Origin of the sequence: Litoreibacter ascidiaceicola (assembly GCF_900129235.1) — a bacterium.
Classification (GTDB): domain Bacteria; phylum Pseudomonadota; class Alphaproteobacteria; order Rhodobacterales; family Rhodobacteraceae; genus Litoreibacter; species Litoreibacter ascidiaceicola.
In genome coordinates this window covers 414,565-429,066 of record NZ_FQUV01000001.1, presented here as the reverse complement: position 1 = coordinate 429,066, position 14,502 = coordinate 414,565, and the positions used below count along the sequence as shown (strand labels likewise).

Here is a 14,502-nt window from a genome sequence, read left to right as displayed (position 1 = left end):
GGGTTATGTGTAGGGGGTAAATGGCGGCCTGAAGCGCGAAGGTCAAGCGGCGAAGATCACCAGCGACCGCTCGTCCCACTGAACCCGTGTTTTTGTGCCACGCTCCAGCACGGGGCGGGAGATCAGGTTCTTCATGGAAATGGTGACGGGCGTCGACGAGCCTTCCAGCGTGACTTCGTAATAGGTCATGTCGCCATAGTAGGCGAGGTCTTGGACGGTGGCATCGGCCACGCGGCCTGTGGATTTTTGCCCCTCGAACAGGATCGACAATGCCTCGGGGCGCAGCCCCACCACATCGGCCGAGGCGCGTGCGCCTTCGGGGAATTGGTCGATCCCGATTTCAGCTGCACCAAGCCCTTCGACATCGAAATTGATGGTTTTTTCGGAGGTGCCGGTTTGCTTGGCCTCTAGGAAGTTCATCACCCCGATAAATTCCCCCACGCGGCGGGTGGCGGGGCGGCGGTATAACTCTTGCGGGGAGGCCATTTGCGCGATTTCGCCTTCGAACATCACGGCGATACGGTCCGACATAATCAGCGCTTCTTCTTGGTCATGGGTGACCAGAATGAAGGTGATGCCCACTTGGCGTTGCAAGCGGCGCAGCTCGCCCTGCATCTGCTCGCGCATTTTCTTGTCGAGCGCGGAGAGCGGCTCGTCCAGCAGCAAAACCTTCGGTTTCAAAACCAGTGCACGGGCCAAGGCCACCCGTTGCCGTTGGCCACCTGACAGAGCATGCGCCGCGCGGTCGCCATAGCCCGCGAGGCCGACCATCTCCAACGCCTCGGCGGCCGCCTTTGCCATGTCGTCCTTGGACAACCCCTTCTTCCGCAACCCAAAGGCCACGTTCTGACCGACGGTCAAATGCGGGAAAATCGCATAGCTTTGGAACACCATATTGGTCGGGCGCTTGTTCGCAGGCACGCGGGCCATATCGGCGCCATCAAGCAATAGCACGCCCTCGGACACGTCCTCGAACCCTGCAATCACCCGCAGCAACGTGGTCTTGCCGCAGCCTGAGGGGCCGAGCAGCGAGAAGAACTCGCCCTGCTTTATCTCGAGGTCGATGCCGCGCAAGGCGTGGTAATCCCCGTAGTATTTCTGAATGCCGGAAAGCGAGATGATGGAGCTCACAAGAACCCTCCACTGTCTTTAGCCCCGGTGCGGCGGATGCCCCGGCGGCGGAAATATTCAGCGATGCTGAGCAGCACCAAAGAGGCCACGATCAGCAACGTCCCTAGGGCCATGACCGAGGGCAGGCGTTTGGGGAAGCGCAGTTGTGACCAGATATAGACGGGCAGGGTCGGGTCCGCGCCGGTCAGGAAGAAGGCGATGATGAACTCGTCCATGGATATGGTGAAGGCGATCAGGAAGGACGCCACGATCCCCGGTGTCACCAGCGGCAGGATGATTTTGCTGAACGCGCCCCAGCGGGTTTCGCCCAGATCGACGGCGGCTTCTTCCAGCGACTGGTCCAACCCTTGAAAGCTGGAGCTGAGGATCGCGATGGCGAAGGGCGTGCAGATCAAGGTGTGGCCCATGATGACGGTCCACGAGGTCAGCGAGAAGCCAAGCTGCATCAGGACCACCAGCAAGGACACGGCGACGATGATCTCTGGCAGGACCAAGGGCAGCATGATCGCGCCCATGATCGGGGCCTTGAACGGGAAGCGGTAGCGGGTAGAGGCGCGGGCGGCGCAGATGCCAAGGATCGTGGACAGGGTGGCCGACACGATCCCGATGAACAGCGAGTTCTTCAACGCGCCATGCAGCGCGTCGATGCCGGCCAGCTCTTTGAACCACTGGGTGGTGAACCCTTGCAGCGGGAAGGCGATAACCGTGGCGTCGTTGAACGAGAACACAGGCAGCAGAAGCACCGGCAGGTACAAGAATACCAGGTAGACGATGGCATAGACACGTAGCCAGTTCATTTGAGGAACCTCCTGTTTGCGAACAGGAAGATCAGCGAAATCAGCGTCACGGCCCCCATGGCCAGCACCGATAGTGCGGCCCCCATCGGTGCGTTGTTCAGCTTCAGGAATTGCGTCTGGATCATGTTGGCGATCATCAACCCGTCCGGCCCGCCCACAAGGCGCGGGGTGACATAGTCGCCGATGGTCGGGATGAACACGATCAAGGTTGCCGCCACCACGCCCGGCATGGCCAGCGGTAGCGTCACGCGGAAGAAGGTGCGCGCGGTGCCTTCGCCAAGGTCTTGCGAGGCTTCCAGCAAGGATCGGTCGATTTTCTCCAGCGCGACATAGATTGGCAGGATGGTAAACGGTGCGAACGCATGGGCCAGCGTGATCACCACGGCGTTGGTGTTGTAAAGGATGAAAGTCAGCGGCTCGTCAATCAGGCCAAGGCCCAGTAGGCCGGAGTTCAGCACACCATTGAAACCAAGGATCACCTTCCACAGGAACGCACGCAGCAGGTAGCTGGTCCAGAACGGGATGGTGATCAGGAAAATCCAAAGTGCCTTGCGCTCGGGCGGGACGTGGAAGGACACGAAATAGGCGATGGGGAAGGCCAGCACGACGGTGACCACGGTCACCACGCCGGAAATCCACAATGAGCGCAGCAGGAACACGCGGTAGATCGGGTCGGTGAAGGCCTCGCGGTAATTTTTGAGGGTCAATGTGCGGTCGATGCTCAGAAAGTCCTGTGACCAGAAGCTGAAGGCAAAGATCGTCGCCAAAGGCACGGCGAGCAGCAGCAGCACATATATGGCCGTCGGGCTGATCAACGTCAGCCCGCGTTTCGCGTCAGTGTCAAAACGTGTAGAGATTTGTTTCGCGCCCCCTTGGTCCGCGTCACAGCTTACGGCAAAGGTGGCGTGGGGCAAGCGGATTTGCAGCCCAAGCCGACCGGTACTCAAGGCCGATGACATTTTCTCCGTTTGCGTTAGCTTCTGCCGAAAGGAGTGCAGGTTATGAAATCTCCGGGACTCAATGACGTGTTCGAGTTGCTGGTTGACCATCCCAAAGCCGGTGGCGGGCTAAGTGAAGCTGCAAAAGCGTATGAGCCGCAAAGCTTTTTGCGCCACACTGCCGCGTTGGCGATGACCAAGCTCGCCGACGGGTTGATTGACCCGAAACTGGTGCTGAGCTGGCTTTTGACCTCGCTCGGTGCACCGGCGTTCTACGTAGGGTTACTGGTGCCGATCCGTGAGGCAGGGGCATTGCTGCCGCAACTGGCGCTGGCATCTTGGGTTGAAGGGCTTGCGCGGCGCAAATGGGCATGGGTGGCAGGCTCTGTCGGACAGGGAATATCGGCCTTGGCGATCCTGTTCTGTGCGCTGCGGTTTGAGGGGGCTGTTGCTGGCGGTCTCATCTGCGGTGCCTTGGCAATTCTGGCGCTGTCGCGCAGCCTGTGCAGCGTGTCCTACAAGGATATTCTGGGCGACACTGTGGCCCAAAGCCATCGGGGCAGCGCCACTGGCACCGCCAGTTCCCTTGCGTCGGCGGGTGTTATTGTCTTTGCGATCTTGCTGATGAGTGGGCTGCTGCCCCGCGAAGGGCTGGTTCTGGTCGCCATAGGGCTTGCGGGCTGCCTTTGGGGTGTGGCGGCATCCGTGATGGCGGGGCTGCATGAGGAGGGCTCGGTAGTGTCCGGAGTATCCCGCAACCCATTGTCACAATTCCGTATTCTGCGTGACGACGCACAGTTGCGCCGTTTTGTCATTACCCGCGGGTTGCTGGTCTCCACCGCATTGGCCCCGCCTTATATGATCTTGCTGGCCGGCAGCGAGGGGGCGTTGTCGCAGCTGGGTGCCTTGGTTTTGGCCTCGTCGCTGGCCTCGTTGCTCAGCTCATACGTTTGGGGGCGGCTGTCCGACCGCTCGTCGCGCCGCGTGCTGCAATTGTCAGCTGTTGGCGGGGCGCTTGCATTGATCTTGGCGCTTGCCCTGTCGGCCTTTGGCTTTTTGCAAACCATCTGGGCGTTGCCTATGGCGCTGTTTATGTTGATGATTTCCTACCACGGCGTGCGGCGGGGGCGGTCGACCTATCTGGTGGACATGTCGCCCGAGGGGCAACGCGCGGCCTACAGCGCGGTGTCGAACACGGTGATCGGGGCGTTGCTGCTGGTTTCCGGTGCGTTCGGTGCTTTGGCAGGACTTGTCGGGCCTGCGGTAACATTGCTGGTCTTTGCGATCATGGCAGTGGCCGCAGCCGTGGTTGCGCACGGCCTTGACGAGGTGGAAGAGGCGTAGTGTTTCGGTTGCAACCGTTTCGCAAGCCGCTAGCTTGGCGGCAATCACATCTGGGGAGGGGCCATGCCCGACTATCTCGACACCGCCGCGGGCCGGCGCATTGCCTATCATCAAAGTGCGGGAACAGGCCCGGGTATAGTGTTTCTGGGTGGCTTCAAATCCGACATGGACGGCACGAAGGCCATTCATCTGGAAGCATGGGCCAAGGCCCAAGGTCGCGCGTTCTTGCGGTTCGACTACTCTGGGCATGGTCAATCGTCAGGGGCTTTCACCGACGGGGCAATCGGGGACTGGGCCGAGGACGCGCAAGCCGCAATCGAAGCGCTGACCGAGGGGGCACAGGTCCTCGTAGGCTCGTCGATGGGAGGCTGGATTTCGCTGTTGATGGCCAAGCGCATTCCCGAGCGTATTGCGGCACTGGTCACCATCGCAGCCGCGCCGGACTTCACCGAAGACAGCATGTGGGGCGGCTTTACGGACGCGCAAAAAACCGAGCTTGAGGCGGGGCAGGTGGCCTTGCCGTCGAACTATGGCGAGCCCTACATCATCACCAAACGGCTGATCGAAGACGGCCGCAACAATCTGGTGCTGCGCGCAGCGTTGCCACTGCCGTTTCCGGTGCGTTTCTTGCAAGGGACGGCCGACGCGGATGTGGAGATGTCCGTGGCGTTGCGATTGATGGATCATGCGGACGGGCCTGACATGCGGCTGACCTTGTTGAAAGATGCGGATCACCGTTTCTCTGACCCGCAGGCGCTTGGGGTGATCGAAGCGGCGGTAATTGACGTGCTTGGGAGCGTGTGATGCAGACATTCGGGAAATGGTTGGGGCGGTTTTTGCTTGCCTTGATCGTCATCGGCGGGGCGATCTGGATGTTTGTGCCGCGCGAGCCTGTCGATACGGTCATATCCTTTGATGAAAGCGCGTTGGGCGATGATCTTGACGCTTATCTTGCGACGTCTGAAAGGGCATTTGACGACATCACTGACGGTGTTGAAAAGCGGATCGTCTGGGCCGGAGATGCGGGGGCGAAGACGCAGCTATCCATCGTCTATATTCACGGCTTCTCGGCCACATCCGAGGAAATCCGCCCTGTACCGGACAACTTGGCATCAGCGCTGGGGGCAAATCTGTTTTTCACCCGTTTGGCGGGACACGGGCGGGGCGGGTTGGCGATGGCCGAGCCTGTCGCGGGGGATTGGTTGGAAGACACGGCCGAGGCCCTCGCCATCGGGCGGCGTCTTGGGGAGGAGGTGATCGTCATTGCGACCTCTACGGGCGGCACGGCTGCCGCTATTGCCGCCACAGATCCGGCCTTGATGGAGCGGGTGAAAGGCATTGCGATGGTGTCGCCAAACTTCCGCGTCCGATCCCCTGCAGCGGTTATTCTGGAATGGCCTTTGGCGCGCAGCTGGACGGCCATCGTTGCCGGAGCCGAACGCAGCTTCGCCCCGCAAAACGACGCCCATGGCAAATACTGGACGACGCTCTACCCGACCACAGCCCTGATCCCGATGGCGGCTTTGGTGAAATACGCCCGCGATGCGGATTATTCCGAGGTGACGACGCCGGTTTTATTCGTGTTCTCGGATGATGATGGCGTTGTGTCGGCGGAAACGACTCGTGCGATCTCGACCAAATGGGGCGGGCCGGTCACCTTGGCTCCGCGGGTGATGGGCGAGGGGGGCGATCCGTTCAACCACGTCATCGCCGGAGACATCCTGAGCCCCGGCCAGACTGAAGGCACTGTGGAGCTTATGAAAACCTGGGTCGAGGGGTTGTAGGATATGGGGCTACGGGGGGCTGTCATCAGGTCCGGAGTTGTGGGTATCGACCGGGGCGCTGCCTCCGGCGGGAATATTTGAGCCAAGATGAAACGCAAGCCCGCCTCCATGTGGTCGCTCGAGACTTTGGGGCGGGAGCGTCTGTCCAAGTATTTCTTTATGCGGGAATTTCTGTATTCGGAGATCGGCAATTTTCATCAAGTTCAAAACATTCCCGAAAATGTGGAGTTGACGCTTGAGGTAGGGCGGGCCTTTTGTCGCGACCTGCTTGATCCGCTGCATGAAACTTTCGGCTGTGTCAGCGTGCGTTCCGGCTACCGCTCACCGGAGTTGAACCGTTTTGGCAACGAGAACAAGCTGAACTGCGCACGCAATGGCTATCCGGGAGAGTGCCATATCTGGGACCGTTCGGCCGCATCGCCGATTGGTGGGGCGACCATCGTGATCCCGTGGTTTGCAGACCAATACGCACGGGGCCGTGACTGGCGGGATCTGGCCTATTGGGTTCACGATCATCTGCCCTATTCGGAGCAGTGGTATTTCCCGAAGCTTGCGGCCTTCAATCTGACATGGGAGGCCACGCCCCGCCGCACGATTTCCAGCTATATCGCCCCACGTGGCAAGCTGTTGGCGGCGGGGGCCGAGCCTGACGAAAACCGATCTACGCGTGCGGCTCGGTACGCAGATTTCCCGCGCTTTCGCGGGGTAGCGCAACCGGTGATCCCCGAGAAATGGAACGCCGGTGGCTAGGAGACCGTGATTGGCAATTGCATCGCGCGGCAGTATGTCAGACAAGTTGAGACAGCTAGGGAGAGCTGGATGATACGTAAAAATCGCTGCCAATCGGGGTGGTCCAAAGGACTTTTGGCTTTCAAAATCGAACAGTACCCGAGCCTTAGTTTTGTCGAATTGCCAAATAATTGTCTTTTCCCTACATTTTTGAGCAACCTTGCCAATTGTGTGCCGGAGATGGCCATTCAGGGAGGACACCATGCCTGAACCCCTCGTCTTTTTGCCGGGAATGATGTGTGACGGGCGGCTCTATGGCCCCCAGATCAAGGCGCTTGGGCGGGATCGAGCGATCCATCTAGCGCCGATCTGTGCGCATGAAACGGTCGAGGCTCTGGCGACCGAGGTTCTTGCGAGCGCGCCCCCGACCTTCGCGTTGGCAGGGTTGTCCATGGGTGGGATCGTAGCGATGGAGGTGGTGCGGCGCGCGCCTGCCCGCGTCACCCGACTGGCCTTGATGGACACCAACGCGCTGGCCGAAACACCGGCCTATGCCGCCGCCCGCGAGCCGCAGATCGCGCGGGTGATGGCCGGATCACTAGTCGAGGTGATGCGCGAGGAAATGAAACCTGACTATCTTGCCCCCGGCGCCGGGCGGCAGGCGGTCCTGGATTTGGTGATGGATATGGCGCTGGATATGGGGGAGGGCGTGTTCTTGCGGCAGTCGCGGGCGCTTCAACGCCGACCTGACCAGCAGAATGTCCTGCGCAAGCTGAAGATTCCGACGCTGATTCTATGCGGTGAGCATGATCGGTTGTGCCCCGTGGCCCGCCATCAATTCATGGCGGACCTAATTTTCAGGGCAACATTGGTTGTCGTGCCGGATGCCGGACATTTGCCGACACTGGAGCAGCCCGAGGCGGTCAATGCCGCCTTGAAGCAGTGGCTTGCGGCCTAGGCCTTCTTTTTCTTGAGCTCGGAGACGTTGCTTTTTGTCCGCTTGGCGGATCGTGGCGCGTCCGAGTTCTCGTCGATGAAGTCCAGAACCAGCGGGCGGATGTTATTACGCCAGCTTTTCCCGGCAAAAATACCATAGTGACCGGCACCTGGCTCGACGTGAGAGGCCTTCTTGCTGTCCGGCAAACCGGTACAAAGGTCTAATGCTGCAATGCACTGACCGGGGGCCGAAATGTCGTCTTCGGCACCCTCAACCGACTTCACAGCCACCGAAGTGATCTTTCCGATGTCCACGGTTTTACCATTTACGGTGAACCGATTCTCGGCAATTTCGCGGCCTTTGAAGATGCGTTCCACTGTCGACAGGTAGAACTCTGCGGTCATGTCCATGACTGCCAGATACTCGTCGTAGAACTTGTTGTGCTTCGCTTGCGCGGCGATGTCGTCTTGCGACACTGCCATGATGTGCTCTTTGAACGCAGTGCCGTGACGGTCGGAATTCATCGACATGAACGACGCGAGTTGCAGCAGGCCGGGATAGACCATGCGACCCACGCCGTTGTGCTTGAATCCGACGCGCTGGATGGCTGTCTCTTCGAGCTGGCCCATGGTGATGCGGCGGCCAAAGTCGGTAACGTCGGTGGCGGCGGCATCCGGGTCGATCGGGCCACCGATCAGGGTCAGGGAACGCGGCTGCGCATCGGGGTCTTCATCGGCAAGATAGGCGGTTGCGGCCAAGGCAAGCGGGGCCGGTTGACAGACGGCAATGACATGCGTGTCGGGGCCCATCTCTTTCATGAAATCAACAAGATAGAGGGTGTAGTCCTCGACGTCGAACTTGCCGTCGCTGACTGGAATATCACGGGCGTTGTGCCAGTCGGTGATGTAGACTTCCGCCTCTGGCAGCAGGCTCACAACGGTGGACCGCAGGAGCGTTGCGTAGTGGCCGGACATGGGGGCAACCAGCAAGATTTTGCGATCTTTCAGCGGGCGGTCCGTGACGTTGAAGTGGATCAAATCGCCGAACGGTTTGGTCACGACATGCTCGATTTTCACAAGGTGATCGCGGCCGTCTTCGCCCACCACAGAGGCAATATTCCAAGCGGGTTTCGTCACCATTCGTGCGAATGTGCGTTCAGTTACTTCACCCCATGCACCCAACATTTTGAAGAAGGGATTGGGGGTCAGGGCGACGGCAGGATTGGCGCCGATGGCTTGCGCAGTTGCGCCCAACCACTGGTTGGTGACGCGCATCGTTTCCATCAGGTCATAAGTTGCCATATACTTCACAGGAGGCTCCTTTCGAGCGTAAACTTGTCCCTACGTCAATTCGTCGCTTTGCCTCCCAAGCTAGCAGACGATACTTCGCAGGTGCAGCATCAAGGTATTGTGGAAAGCTTAAAATGACAACCAAAACTGACACACCGGACGATATTGCCGCGGCAGAGAAGCTTGAGCGCCTCAATGCGAATCTTGCCAAGATGGACGAGCTGTCCAAACGTCTGGTTGCGGCGATGGGCAAGAAAAAGTCCGCTGACCCGGGTTTGCAAGCCCCGGGCCAAGAGGTCTACATGCAAGCTGCCGCGGCCTATATGGCCGAGATGATGAACAACCCTTCCAAGATTCTTGAGCAGCAAGTCAGTTATTGGGGCAAATCTTTAAAACACTATGTAGATGCCCAGCAGCCGTTTGTGCATGGCAAGATTGCAGCCCCCGAGGACAAAGGGCCGACCGACCGCCGCTTCAAGTCGGAGCTTTGGGACACGCATCCCTATTTCAACTTCATCAAGCAGCAGTACATGTATTCTTCGGCGGCGATCACCGACGCGATGCAGAACCTTGAGGGGCTGAGCGATCACGAAAAGGGCAGGGTTTCGTTCTTTGCCCAGCAGATCGTCGACATGTTCGCGCCGACCAACTTTCTGGCCACCAATCCCGAAGCCTTGTCCAAAGCGGTCGAGACGGACGGGGCGTCGCTGGTGCAGGGGTTGGAAAATCTCGTGCATGACATCGAGGCCAATGAGGGTGACCTGCTTGTCAGTCTGGCTGACGAGACCGCCTTCAAGGTGGGAGAAAACATCGCGGCCACAGAAGGCTCGGTTGTGTTCCGCAACCATATGTTCGAGCTGATCCAGTACAAACCCACCACGGAAAATGTCCATGCGACCCCGATCGTGATCTTCCCGCCTTGGATCAACAAATTCTATGTGATGGACCTGAAGCCGCAGAACTCCTTGATCAAGTGGGTCGTCGATCAGGGGCATACCTTGTTCATCGTCTCATGGGTCAATCCTGACGAAAGCTACGCCGATGTGGGCATCGACACCTATGTGGATGATGGCTACCTGACCGCGTTCGAGCAGGTGAAGAAAATCACTGGCCAGAAGCAGTTGAATGCCGTCGGTTATTGCATCGCTGGCACCACGCTGTCGCTGGTCTTGGCCTTAATGAAGAAACGCGGGGACAAGACGGTCAAGTCCGCCACGTTCTTCACCATGCTGTCCGATTTCGAAGACCCGGGCGAGATGGGCGTCTTCCTAGAGGATGATTTCGTCGACGGGATCGAGCGTCAGGTGGCTGAAAAGGGTTTCCTGCATTCCTTCTTCATGTCGCGCACTTTCTCTTACCTGCGGGCAAACGATCTGGTCTACGGTCCCGCAATTCGCAGCTACATGCTGGGGGAGGCGCCTCCGGCCTTTGATCTTCTTTATTGGAACGGCGACAGCACCAACCTGCCTGGGCGCTTCGTGGTCGAGTATCTGCGCGAGCTGTGTCAGGGCAACAAGCTGGCCAAAGGCACGATGGAGCTGTTGGGCGAGACTTTGTCGCTGGCGGATATCGAACTGCCAATCTGTGCGATCGCGTGTGAGACGGATCACATCGCGGCTTGGCGGGGGTCCTACGCGGGAATCAAGCAGTTCGGATCCGAGGATAAGACCTTCATTGTGTCTGAGTCGGGCCATGTCGCTGGCATTATCAACCCGCCATCGAAGAAAAAATATGGCCACTATACCAACAAGGACATGTCCGGCACGCAAGATGACTGGTGGGCTGGTGCGACCTTCAATGAAGGGTCGTGGTGGCCGCGTTGGGATGCGTGGTTGGCAGAGAAATCCTCCAAGATGGTGCCCGCACGGGAGCCAGGAAGTGAGCAATTTCCGATACTTGGACCGGCTCCGGGAACATATGTTCAGGTGAAGTCCAACAAGGGGTAGGCTATCCGAAGACCCTTACTGCTAAGGCGCGGACGCGAGAAATCGCTCCGCGCCTTGCTCGTTTTAAGGGTGGTTTGCGTAGGGGAAAGAAAAATTATGCTGCAGTGCAGAAAGTACTTGCAATGCCGCAGTGCAGCACGTACATATGCTGCAGACGCAAACAAGACATCGGGCCGCAATTGGCCCACATAACTGGAGACCATGACAATGGCTAACAAAACACAAGACTTCACTAAAGTATTCTCCGACATGGCAGCTGCCTTCCCGGTAGACATGTCCGCTTACAACGAAGCAGTTAAAAACTCTGCTGCTCTGGGCGAAAAAATGTCCAAAGTTGCACTGGACGCAGCAGCGACTTCCGCTGACCTGTCTTCCAAATGGACTAAAGAAACTCTGGCAAAAATGTCCGGCGTGACCAAAGCCCAAGCAGAGCCTGCTGACTACGCAAAAGCCGCTTCCGACTTCGCGTCGTCCGCTGCTGAAACTTCCGCTGAGCACATGGCTGCTTTCGCTGAAGTTGCGAAAAAAGTTCAAATGGAAACTGTTGAGCTGCTGATGGCTGCTGGCAAAGACATCCAGGAAGACACTTCGGCTGCTGTTAAAAAAGCAACTGACGAACTGGCTGCTTCGGCTAAAAAAGCTGCTAAAGTAGCTTAAGCCTAAGTTCAAAATACTGCCGCTTATCCTCCCTAAAGCGCGCAGATTTATAGGGTGGGCCTTGTGCCCACCCTTTTTTATTGCGCGATAGGGAAGAGGCTAGGCTTTGCTGTTGCGCCCCAGAAGTTTCTTCGCAGTCACGAACATCACCAATGCCAGTGTAAGCAAACCCACCGGCTGGTTCGGGTTGTAGCCTTCGATAGACTCCATCGGACCGCTTGCCTTACTGATTTGGGCCGTCAGCGTCTGGGTCTGCTGCTGGGTCAGCACGATATCATCACCACCTTCGGTAATAGCTTTCAGAGCGGATTTGACCCCGTTCATGATTGCCACTTCGTCGCTGACAGGGGTGGTGGCCGCGTTGATCAAATCGGCGATCTTGTTCAGCAGGGCCAGCAAATCCTTCCGCAGACGGCTCATATTTCCCATCTGGCTGGCATAGCTTTGTTTGGCTTCGTAATTTCCGTGCTTCTTCAAGCTGCTGCCATGCGATTTGTTCAGCAGGCCTTCTTTGGAGCGCACAGCTTTTTGCATCGCCGCAGCACTTCCGCGCCATTGGTCAATCTTGCGGGCAAGATCAGCATGGGCCGCCGTTCCCGCTTTCATCGGCTCGGTGCGTCCGAGGAGTTTGGTCAGTTCGATATCGACCTCGGCAGACAGTCTGCGGATCGCGATAACTTGGCCTTCATAATTCACCATGAGGCATGTCCTTCTAAAATGTGTTGGTCTTAAAATACATCGACGGGGCGAGGATTGCGCAGTTTATGGTTGCTTTGCAAGGCCGATGAGCCTTAGGCGGCAAGTTCCGCGCCCCCTTTCTTTTCTTCTGCACCTGCGCTAGCGTTTTTCTGCGCTGCAATATTGGGAGATATTTCGTGGGTAAGGCTGATCTGAAACCGTTGTTGATTAAACGTTATGCCTCTCGGCGGCTCTACAATACCGAGACCAGCGATTATGTGACGCTCGATGATATCTCCGGCTTCATCAAAGAAGGCCGTGACGTTCAGATCATTGATCTGAAATCAGGTGACGACCTAACCCGCCAATACCTGCTGCAAATCATTGCCGATAATGAAAGCAAAGGCGAAAACGTGTTGCCGATCAATGTCTTGACCGACCTTGTGCGCAGCTACACCACCAATGCCCAAAGCATGGTGCCCGACTTCCTCGCCGCCAGCTTCGAGATGCTGCGCGAAGGCCAGAGCAAGATGGTCGAACGTATCGCCAGCCCGATGAACGCCGTCCCGGGGTTCGAACAGATCAAGGCGCAGCAAGAGGCGTTCATGAAGACCATGATGGGCGGTTGGACCGGCCCGGGCTCCGACGAATACGCCGAAACCGAGTCTGGCACCAAACCCAAGAAAGAAGACACCTCAGAGCTTGATGCGATCAAAAAACAGCTCGCAGACATGCAGGCGGCCGTCGCCAAAATGGGCAAGTAGCCGGGGTGACGTCACGGAAGTTTCCGTGGCGGTCGCATCGAAATGTGAAGTTTTGGGTCTATGATTGCAGCATGGCTGATCATGACACTCCTTATCCGCAATATTCCCGTGCCGAGAAAATCGCCGACGGGTTGGTCCACGGGCTTGGATTGGGTGCGTCGTTAATCGGGATCGTGTTGTTTCTGGCCTACCGCTGGGACCACATTACGACAGGCCAGCTTGTGGCGCTGTGCGTCTACTGGGTCGGCTTGATTGCCATGTTCACCGTTTCAGGGGCCTATCACATGACCCCGTGGGAGCATTTGCGCACCCATCTGCGCCGCGCCGATCACGCGACCATTTTTCTAAAAATCGCAGGGACGTATACGCCATTCGTCGTCACCATCGGTACCGCGTTCGGCTATGTGGTGCTGGCGATCGTCTGGGCCTTGGCGTTGTTCGGGGCGATTACCAAGCTGTTCCGGTGGTCCGCTCCGGGTCGCTGGAACGCGGCGCTCTATGTGGGCTTGGGCTGGATCAGCGTCGCTTTGATGTGGTCGGTCTTTGAGACCTCACCCGCTGCGGGCTGGTGTGCTGCGTCCGGCGGCATTCTCTACACCGCCGGGATTTTGTTCTTCAAATGGGAAAGCCTGCGTTTCTCCAACGCGATCTGGCACGGCTTTGTCGTCGTGGCCTCCGGCTGCTTCTTTGCTGCTGTGACGCTGTCGACAGGCGCGGCCTAGGTCGGCGTGGGGGGCGAAGCAGGGCTTTGCAGGACGTGGAAGCCCTTGGTCGTCAAGTGGATCTGACCAAAATCCTCCGGCCTGCGGGCGATAGTTCCCGCAGCTTCCTGCTCGGCAATCTTCAGCAATGTAATTAAGGGCTGGTTGAAGGGCAGTTCGGCCAGATCATTGGCGTCGAACTCCCACCACCGCACCAGATGCATCGCTTCGATCACTTTGTCGGGAAAACGGTAGCGCAGTATCTTGGCCGGAACTCCCGCAACGATGGCGTATGGCGGCACGTCCTTAACCACAAAGGCCCCGCCACCGATGACGGCACCGGTGCCGATGGTAACGCCGCGACGGACAGTGACATTGGTGCCGATCCAGACATCATGGCCAATGTCGACATCACCCGTCGCCGCATCGTGCGGGGCTGCGTCCATCGGCAAAACCCGCGCCGCCGCGGCCTCTTTTTCGGGAGGGTAGAAGCTGAACTGGTCAGCCCGGTGAAACGCCGTCGAACTTGAGAGCCAATTCGTCATATGCTCACTCTCACCCAGCGTGACATTGGGAGCGATCGAGCAATAGCGCCCGATCCTCCGGACATGCCGCACGGTGCCGGTGCGCAGGTAGGAGTAGGCCCCGATCTGCAAGTCATTGTAATAAAAAGCCGGTCCGTTGTTGAGTTGCGACGGGGTCTCGAACGCGAGGTTCAAAGACCGGCCGCGCGTATTGAACCCGGGCGCAACGCGCAGCCCTATTTTTTTCAGGTAGCTAAGGTTCTTATTGAGCTTCGGGGCCACG

General features: G+C 58.3%; 15 protein-coding genes. 9 read left to right on the top strand and 6 right to left on the bottom strand.

The annotated features are described in order from the left end of the window. Positions 1 to 42 precede the first annotated feature (42 nt). From BUB72_RS01995 to BUB72_RS01985, 3 genes are read right to left on the bottom strand one after another with little or no spacing between them, the layout of a single operon-like run. Positions 43 to 1,131: an ABC transporter ATP-binding protein gene (locus BUB72_RS01995; protein WP_073139736.1), complete on the bottom strand. Its 1,089-nt coding sequence runs from the start codon at positions 1,129 to 1,131 to the stop codon at positions 43 to 45. After that, positions 1,128 to 1,928: an ABC transporter permease gene (locus tag BUB72_RS01990; RefSeq protein WP_073139732.1), complete on the bottom strand. Its 801-nt coding sequence runs from the start codon at positions 1,926 to 1,928 to the stop codon at positions 1,128 to 1,130. The genes BUB72_RS01995 and BUB72_RS01990 overlap by 4 nt, the downstream gene beginning before the upstream one ends. Continuing rightward, positions 1,925 to 2,887: an ABC transporter permease gene (locus tag BUB72_RS01985; protein ID WP_083588523.1), complete on the bottom strand. Its 963-nt coding sequence runs from the start codon at positions 2,885 to 2,887 to the stop codon at positions 1,925 to 1,927. The genes BUB72_RS01990 and BUB72_RS01985 overlap by 4 nt, the downstream gene beginning before the upstream one ends. Positions 2,888 to 2,929: 42 nt before the next feature. On the opposite strand from BUB72_RS01985, the gene BUB72_RS01980 reads away from it, so the two are divergent. The 5 genes from BUB72_RS01980 to BUB72_RS01960 all read left to right on the top strand — a co-directional run bounded on the left by BUB72_RS01980 (position 2,930) and on the right by BUB72_RS01960 (position 7,681). Then, on the top strand, positions 2,930 to 4,210 hold the full coding sequence (locus tag BUB72_RS01980; protein WP_073139728.1) for an MFS transporter: 1,281 nt from the start codon (positions 2,930 to 2,932) through the stop codon (positions 4,208 to 4,210). A 63-nt stretch (positions 4,211 to 4,273) separates the two neighbouring features. Next, positions 4,274 to 5,014 carry an alpha/beta fold hydrolase gene (locus tag BUB72_RS01975; RefSeq protein WP_073139724.1) on the top strand — a complete coding sequence of 247 codons (741 nt, stop codon included), beginning with the start codon at positions 4,274 to 4,276 and terminating at the stop codon, positions 5,012 to 5,014. Next, positions 5,014 to 5,994, top strand: a complete 981-nt coding sequence (locus tag BUB72_RS01970; RefSeq protein ID WP_073139721.1) for an alpha/beta hydrolase — start codon at positions 5,014 to 5,016, stop codon at positions 5,992 to 5,994. The genes BUB72_RS01975 and BUB72_RS01970 overlap by 1 nt, the downstream gene beginning before the upstream one ends. A 108-nt stretch (positions 5,995 to 6,102) precedes the next feature. Further along, positions 6,103 to 6,744, top strand: coding sequence for a hypothetical protein (locus tag BUB72_RS01965; protein ID WP_073140469.1), 642 nt, complete (start codon positions 6,103 to 6,105; stop codon positions 6,742 to 6,744). Positions 6,745 to 6,985: 241 nt separating this feature from the next. Further along, the gene (locus tag BUB72_RS01960) at positions 6,986 to 7,681 is read left to right on the top strand and encodes an alpha/beta fold hydrolase (protein ID WP_073139718.1); all 696 of its coding nucleotides are present in this window, start codon (positions 6,986 to 6,988) and stop codon (positions 7,679 to 7,681) included. Here BUB72_RS01960 and phaZ read toward each other — a convergent pair. Next, positions 7,678 to 8,970, bottom strand: coding sequence for a polyhydroxyalkanoate depolymerase (gene phaZ, locus BUB72_RS01955; RefSeq protein WP_073139715.1), 1,293 nt, complete (start codon positions 8,968 to 8,970; stop codon positions 7,678 to 7,680). The two genes, BUB72_RS01960 and phaZ, sit on opposite strands and share 4 nt — an antisense overlap. A gap of 113 nt (positions 8,971 to 9,083) precedes the next feature. Between phaZ and BUB72_RS01950 the strand changes: the two genes are divergently transcribed. After that, entirely contained in the window at positions 9,084 to 10,895 is a 1,812-nt protein-coding gene (locus BUB72_RS01950) for a PHA/PHB synthase family protein (protein ID WP_073139712.1), read from the top strand. Positions 10,896 to 11,102: 207 nt separating this feature from the next. Continuing rightward, a complete protein-coding gene (locus BUB72_RS01945) occupies positions 11,103 to 11,552 on the top strand; it encodes a phasin, PhaP (protein WP_073139709.1) in 450 nt (149 codons plus the stop codon). A gap of 99 nt (positions 11,553 to 11,651) precedes the next feature. On the opposite strand, the gene BUB72_RS01940 is transcribed toward BUB72_RS01945, so the two are convergent. Beyond that, the gene (locus BUB72_RS01940; protein ID WP_073139706.1) at positions 11,652 to 12,251 is read right to left on the bottom strand and encodes a hypothetical protein; all 600 of its coding nucleotides are present in this window, start codon (positions 12,249 to 12,251) and stop codon (positions 11,652 to 11,654) included. Positions 12,252 to 12,427: 176 nt separating this feature from the next. Here BUB72_RS01940 and phaR point away from each other — a divergent pair, with 176 nt between their 5' ends. Together phaR and trhA are read left to right on the top strand one after the other, a co-directional pair. Then, positions 12,428 to 12,994 carry a polyhydroxyalkanoate synthesis repressor PhaR gene (gene phaR / locus BUB72_RS01935; RefSeq protein ID WP_073139703.1) on the top strand — a complete coding sequence of 189 codons (567 nt, stop codon included), beginning with the start codon at positions 12,428 to 12,430 and terminating at the stop codon, positions 12,992 to 12,994. A gap of 71 nt (positions 12,995 to 13,065) precedes the next feature. Beyond that, positions 13,066 to 13,716 (top strand): PAQR family membrane homeostasis protein TrhA, encoded by a 651-nt coding sequence (gene trhA, locus BUB72_RS01930; protein ID WP_073139700.1) that lies wholly within the window; start codon positions 13,066 to 13,068, stop codon positions 13,714 to 13,716. Here the strand turns inward: trhA and BUB72_RS01925 are convergent. After that, positions 13,713 to 14,501 carry a CatB-related O-acetyltransferase gene (locus tag BUB72_RS01925; RefSeq protein ID WP_073139696.1) on the bottom strand — a complete coding sequence of 263 codons (789 nt, stop codon included), beginning with the start codon at positions 14,499 to 14,501 and terminating at the stop codon, positions 13,713 to 13,715. The genes trhA and BUB72_RS01925 overlap by 4 nt on opposite strands. Position 14,502 lies beyond the last annotated feature (1 nt).

What these genes read in the sequence shown, in the direction of transcription:
- BUB72_RS01990 (WP_073139732.1), bottom strand. Translation starts at nt 1,928, where the DNA reads ATGAACTGGCTACGTGTCTATGCCATCGTCTACCTGGTATTCTTGTAC.
- BUB72_RS01985 (WP_083588523.1), bottom strand. Translation starts at nt 2,887, where the DNA reads ATGTCATCGGCCTTGAGTACCGGTCGGCTTGGGCTGCAAATCCGCTTG.
- BUB72_RS01980 (WP_073139728.1), top strand. Translation starts at nt 2,930, where the DNA reads ATGAAATCTCCGGGACTCAATGACGTGTTCGAGTTGCTGGTTGACCAT.
- BUB72_RS01975 (WP_073139724.1), top strand. Translation starts at nt 4,274, where the DNA reads ATGCCCGACTATCTCGACACCGCCGCGGGCCGGCGCATTGCCTATCAT.
- BUB72_RS01970 (WP_073139721.1), top strand. Translation starts at nt 5,014, where the DNA reads ATGCAGACATTCGGGAAATGGTTGGGGCGGTTTTTGCTTGCCTTGATC.
- BUB72_RS01965 (WP_073140469.1), top strand. Translation starts at nt 6,103, where the DNA reads ATGTGGTCGCTCGAGACTTTGGGGCGGGAGCGTCTGTCCAAGTATTTC.
- BUB72_RS01960 (WP_073139718.1), top strand. Translation starts at nt 6,986, where the DNA reads ATGCCTGAACCCCTCGTCTTTTTGCCGGGAATGATGTGTGACGGGCGG.
- BUB72_RS01950 (WP_073139712.1), top strand. Translation starts at nt 9,084, where the DNA reads ATGACAACCAAAACTGACACACCGGACGATATTGCCGCGGCAGAGAAG.
- BUB72_RS01945 (WP_073139709.1), top strand. Translation starts at nt 11,103, where the DNA reads ATGGCTAACAAAACACAAGACTTCACTAAAGTATTCTCCGACATGGCA.
- BUB72_RS01940 (WP_073139706.1), bottom strand. Translation starts at nt 12,251, where the DNA reads ATGGTGAATTATGAAGGCCAAGTTATCGCGATCCGCAGACTGTCTGCC.
- trhA (WP_073139700.1), top strand. Translation starts at nt 13,066, where the DNA reads ATGGCTGATCATGACACTCCTTATCCGCAATATTCCCGTGCCGAGAAA.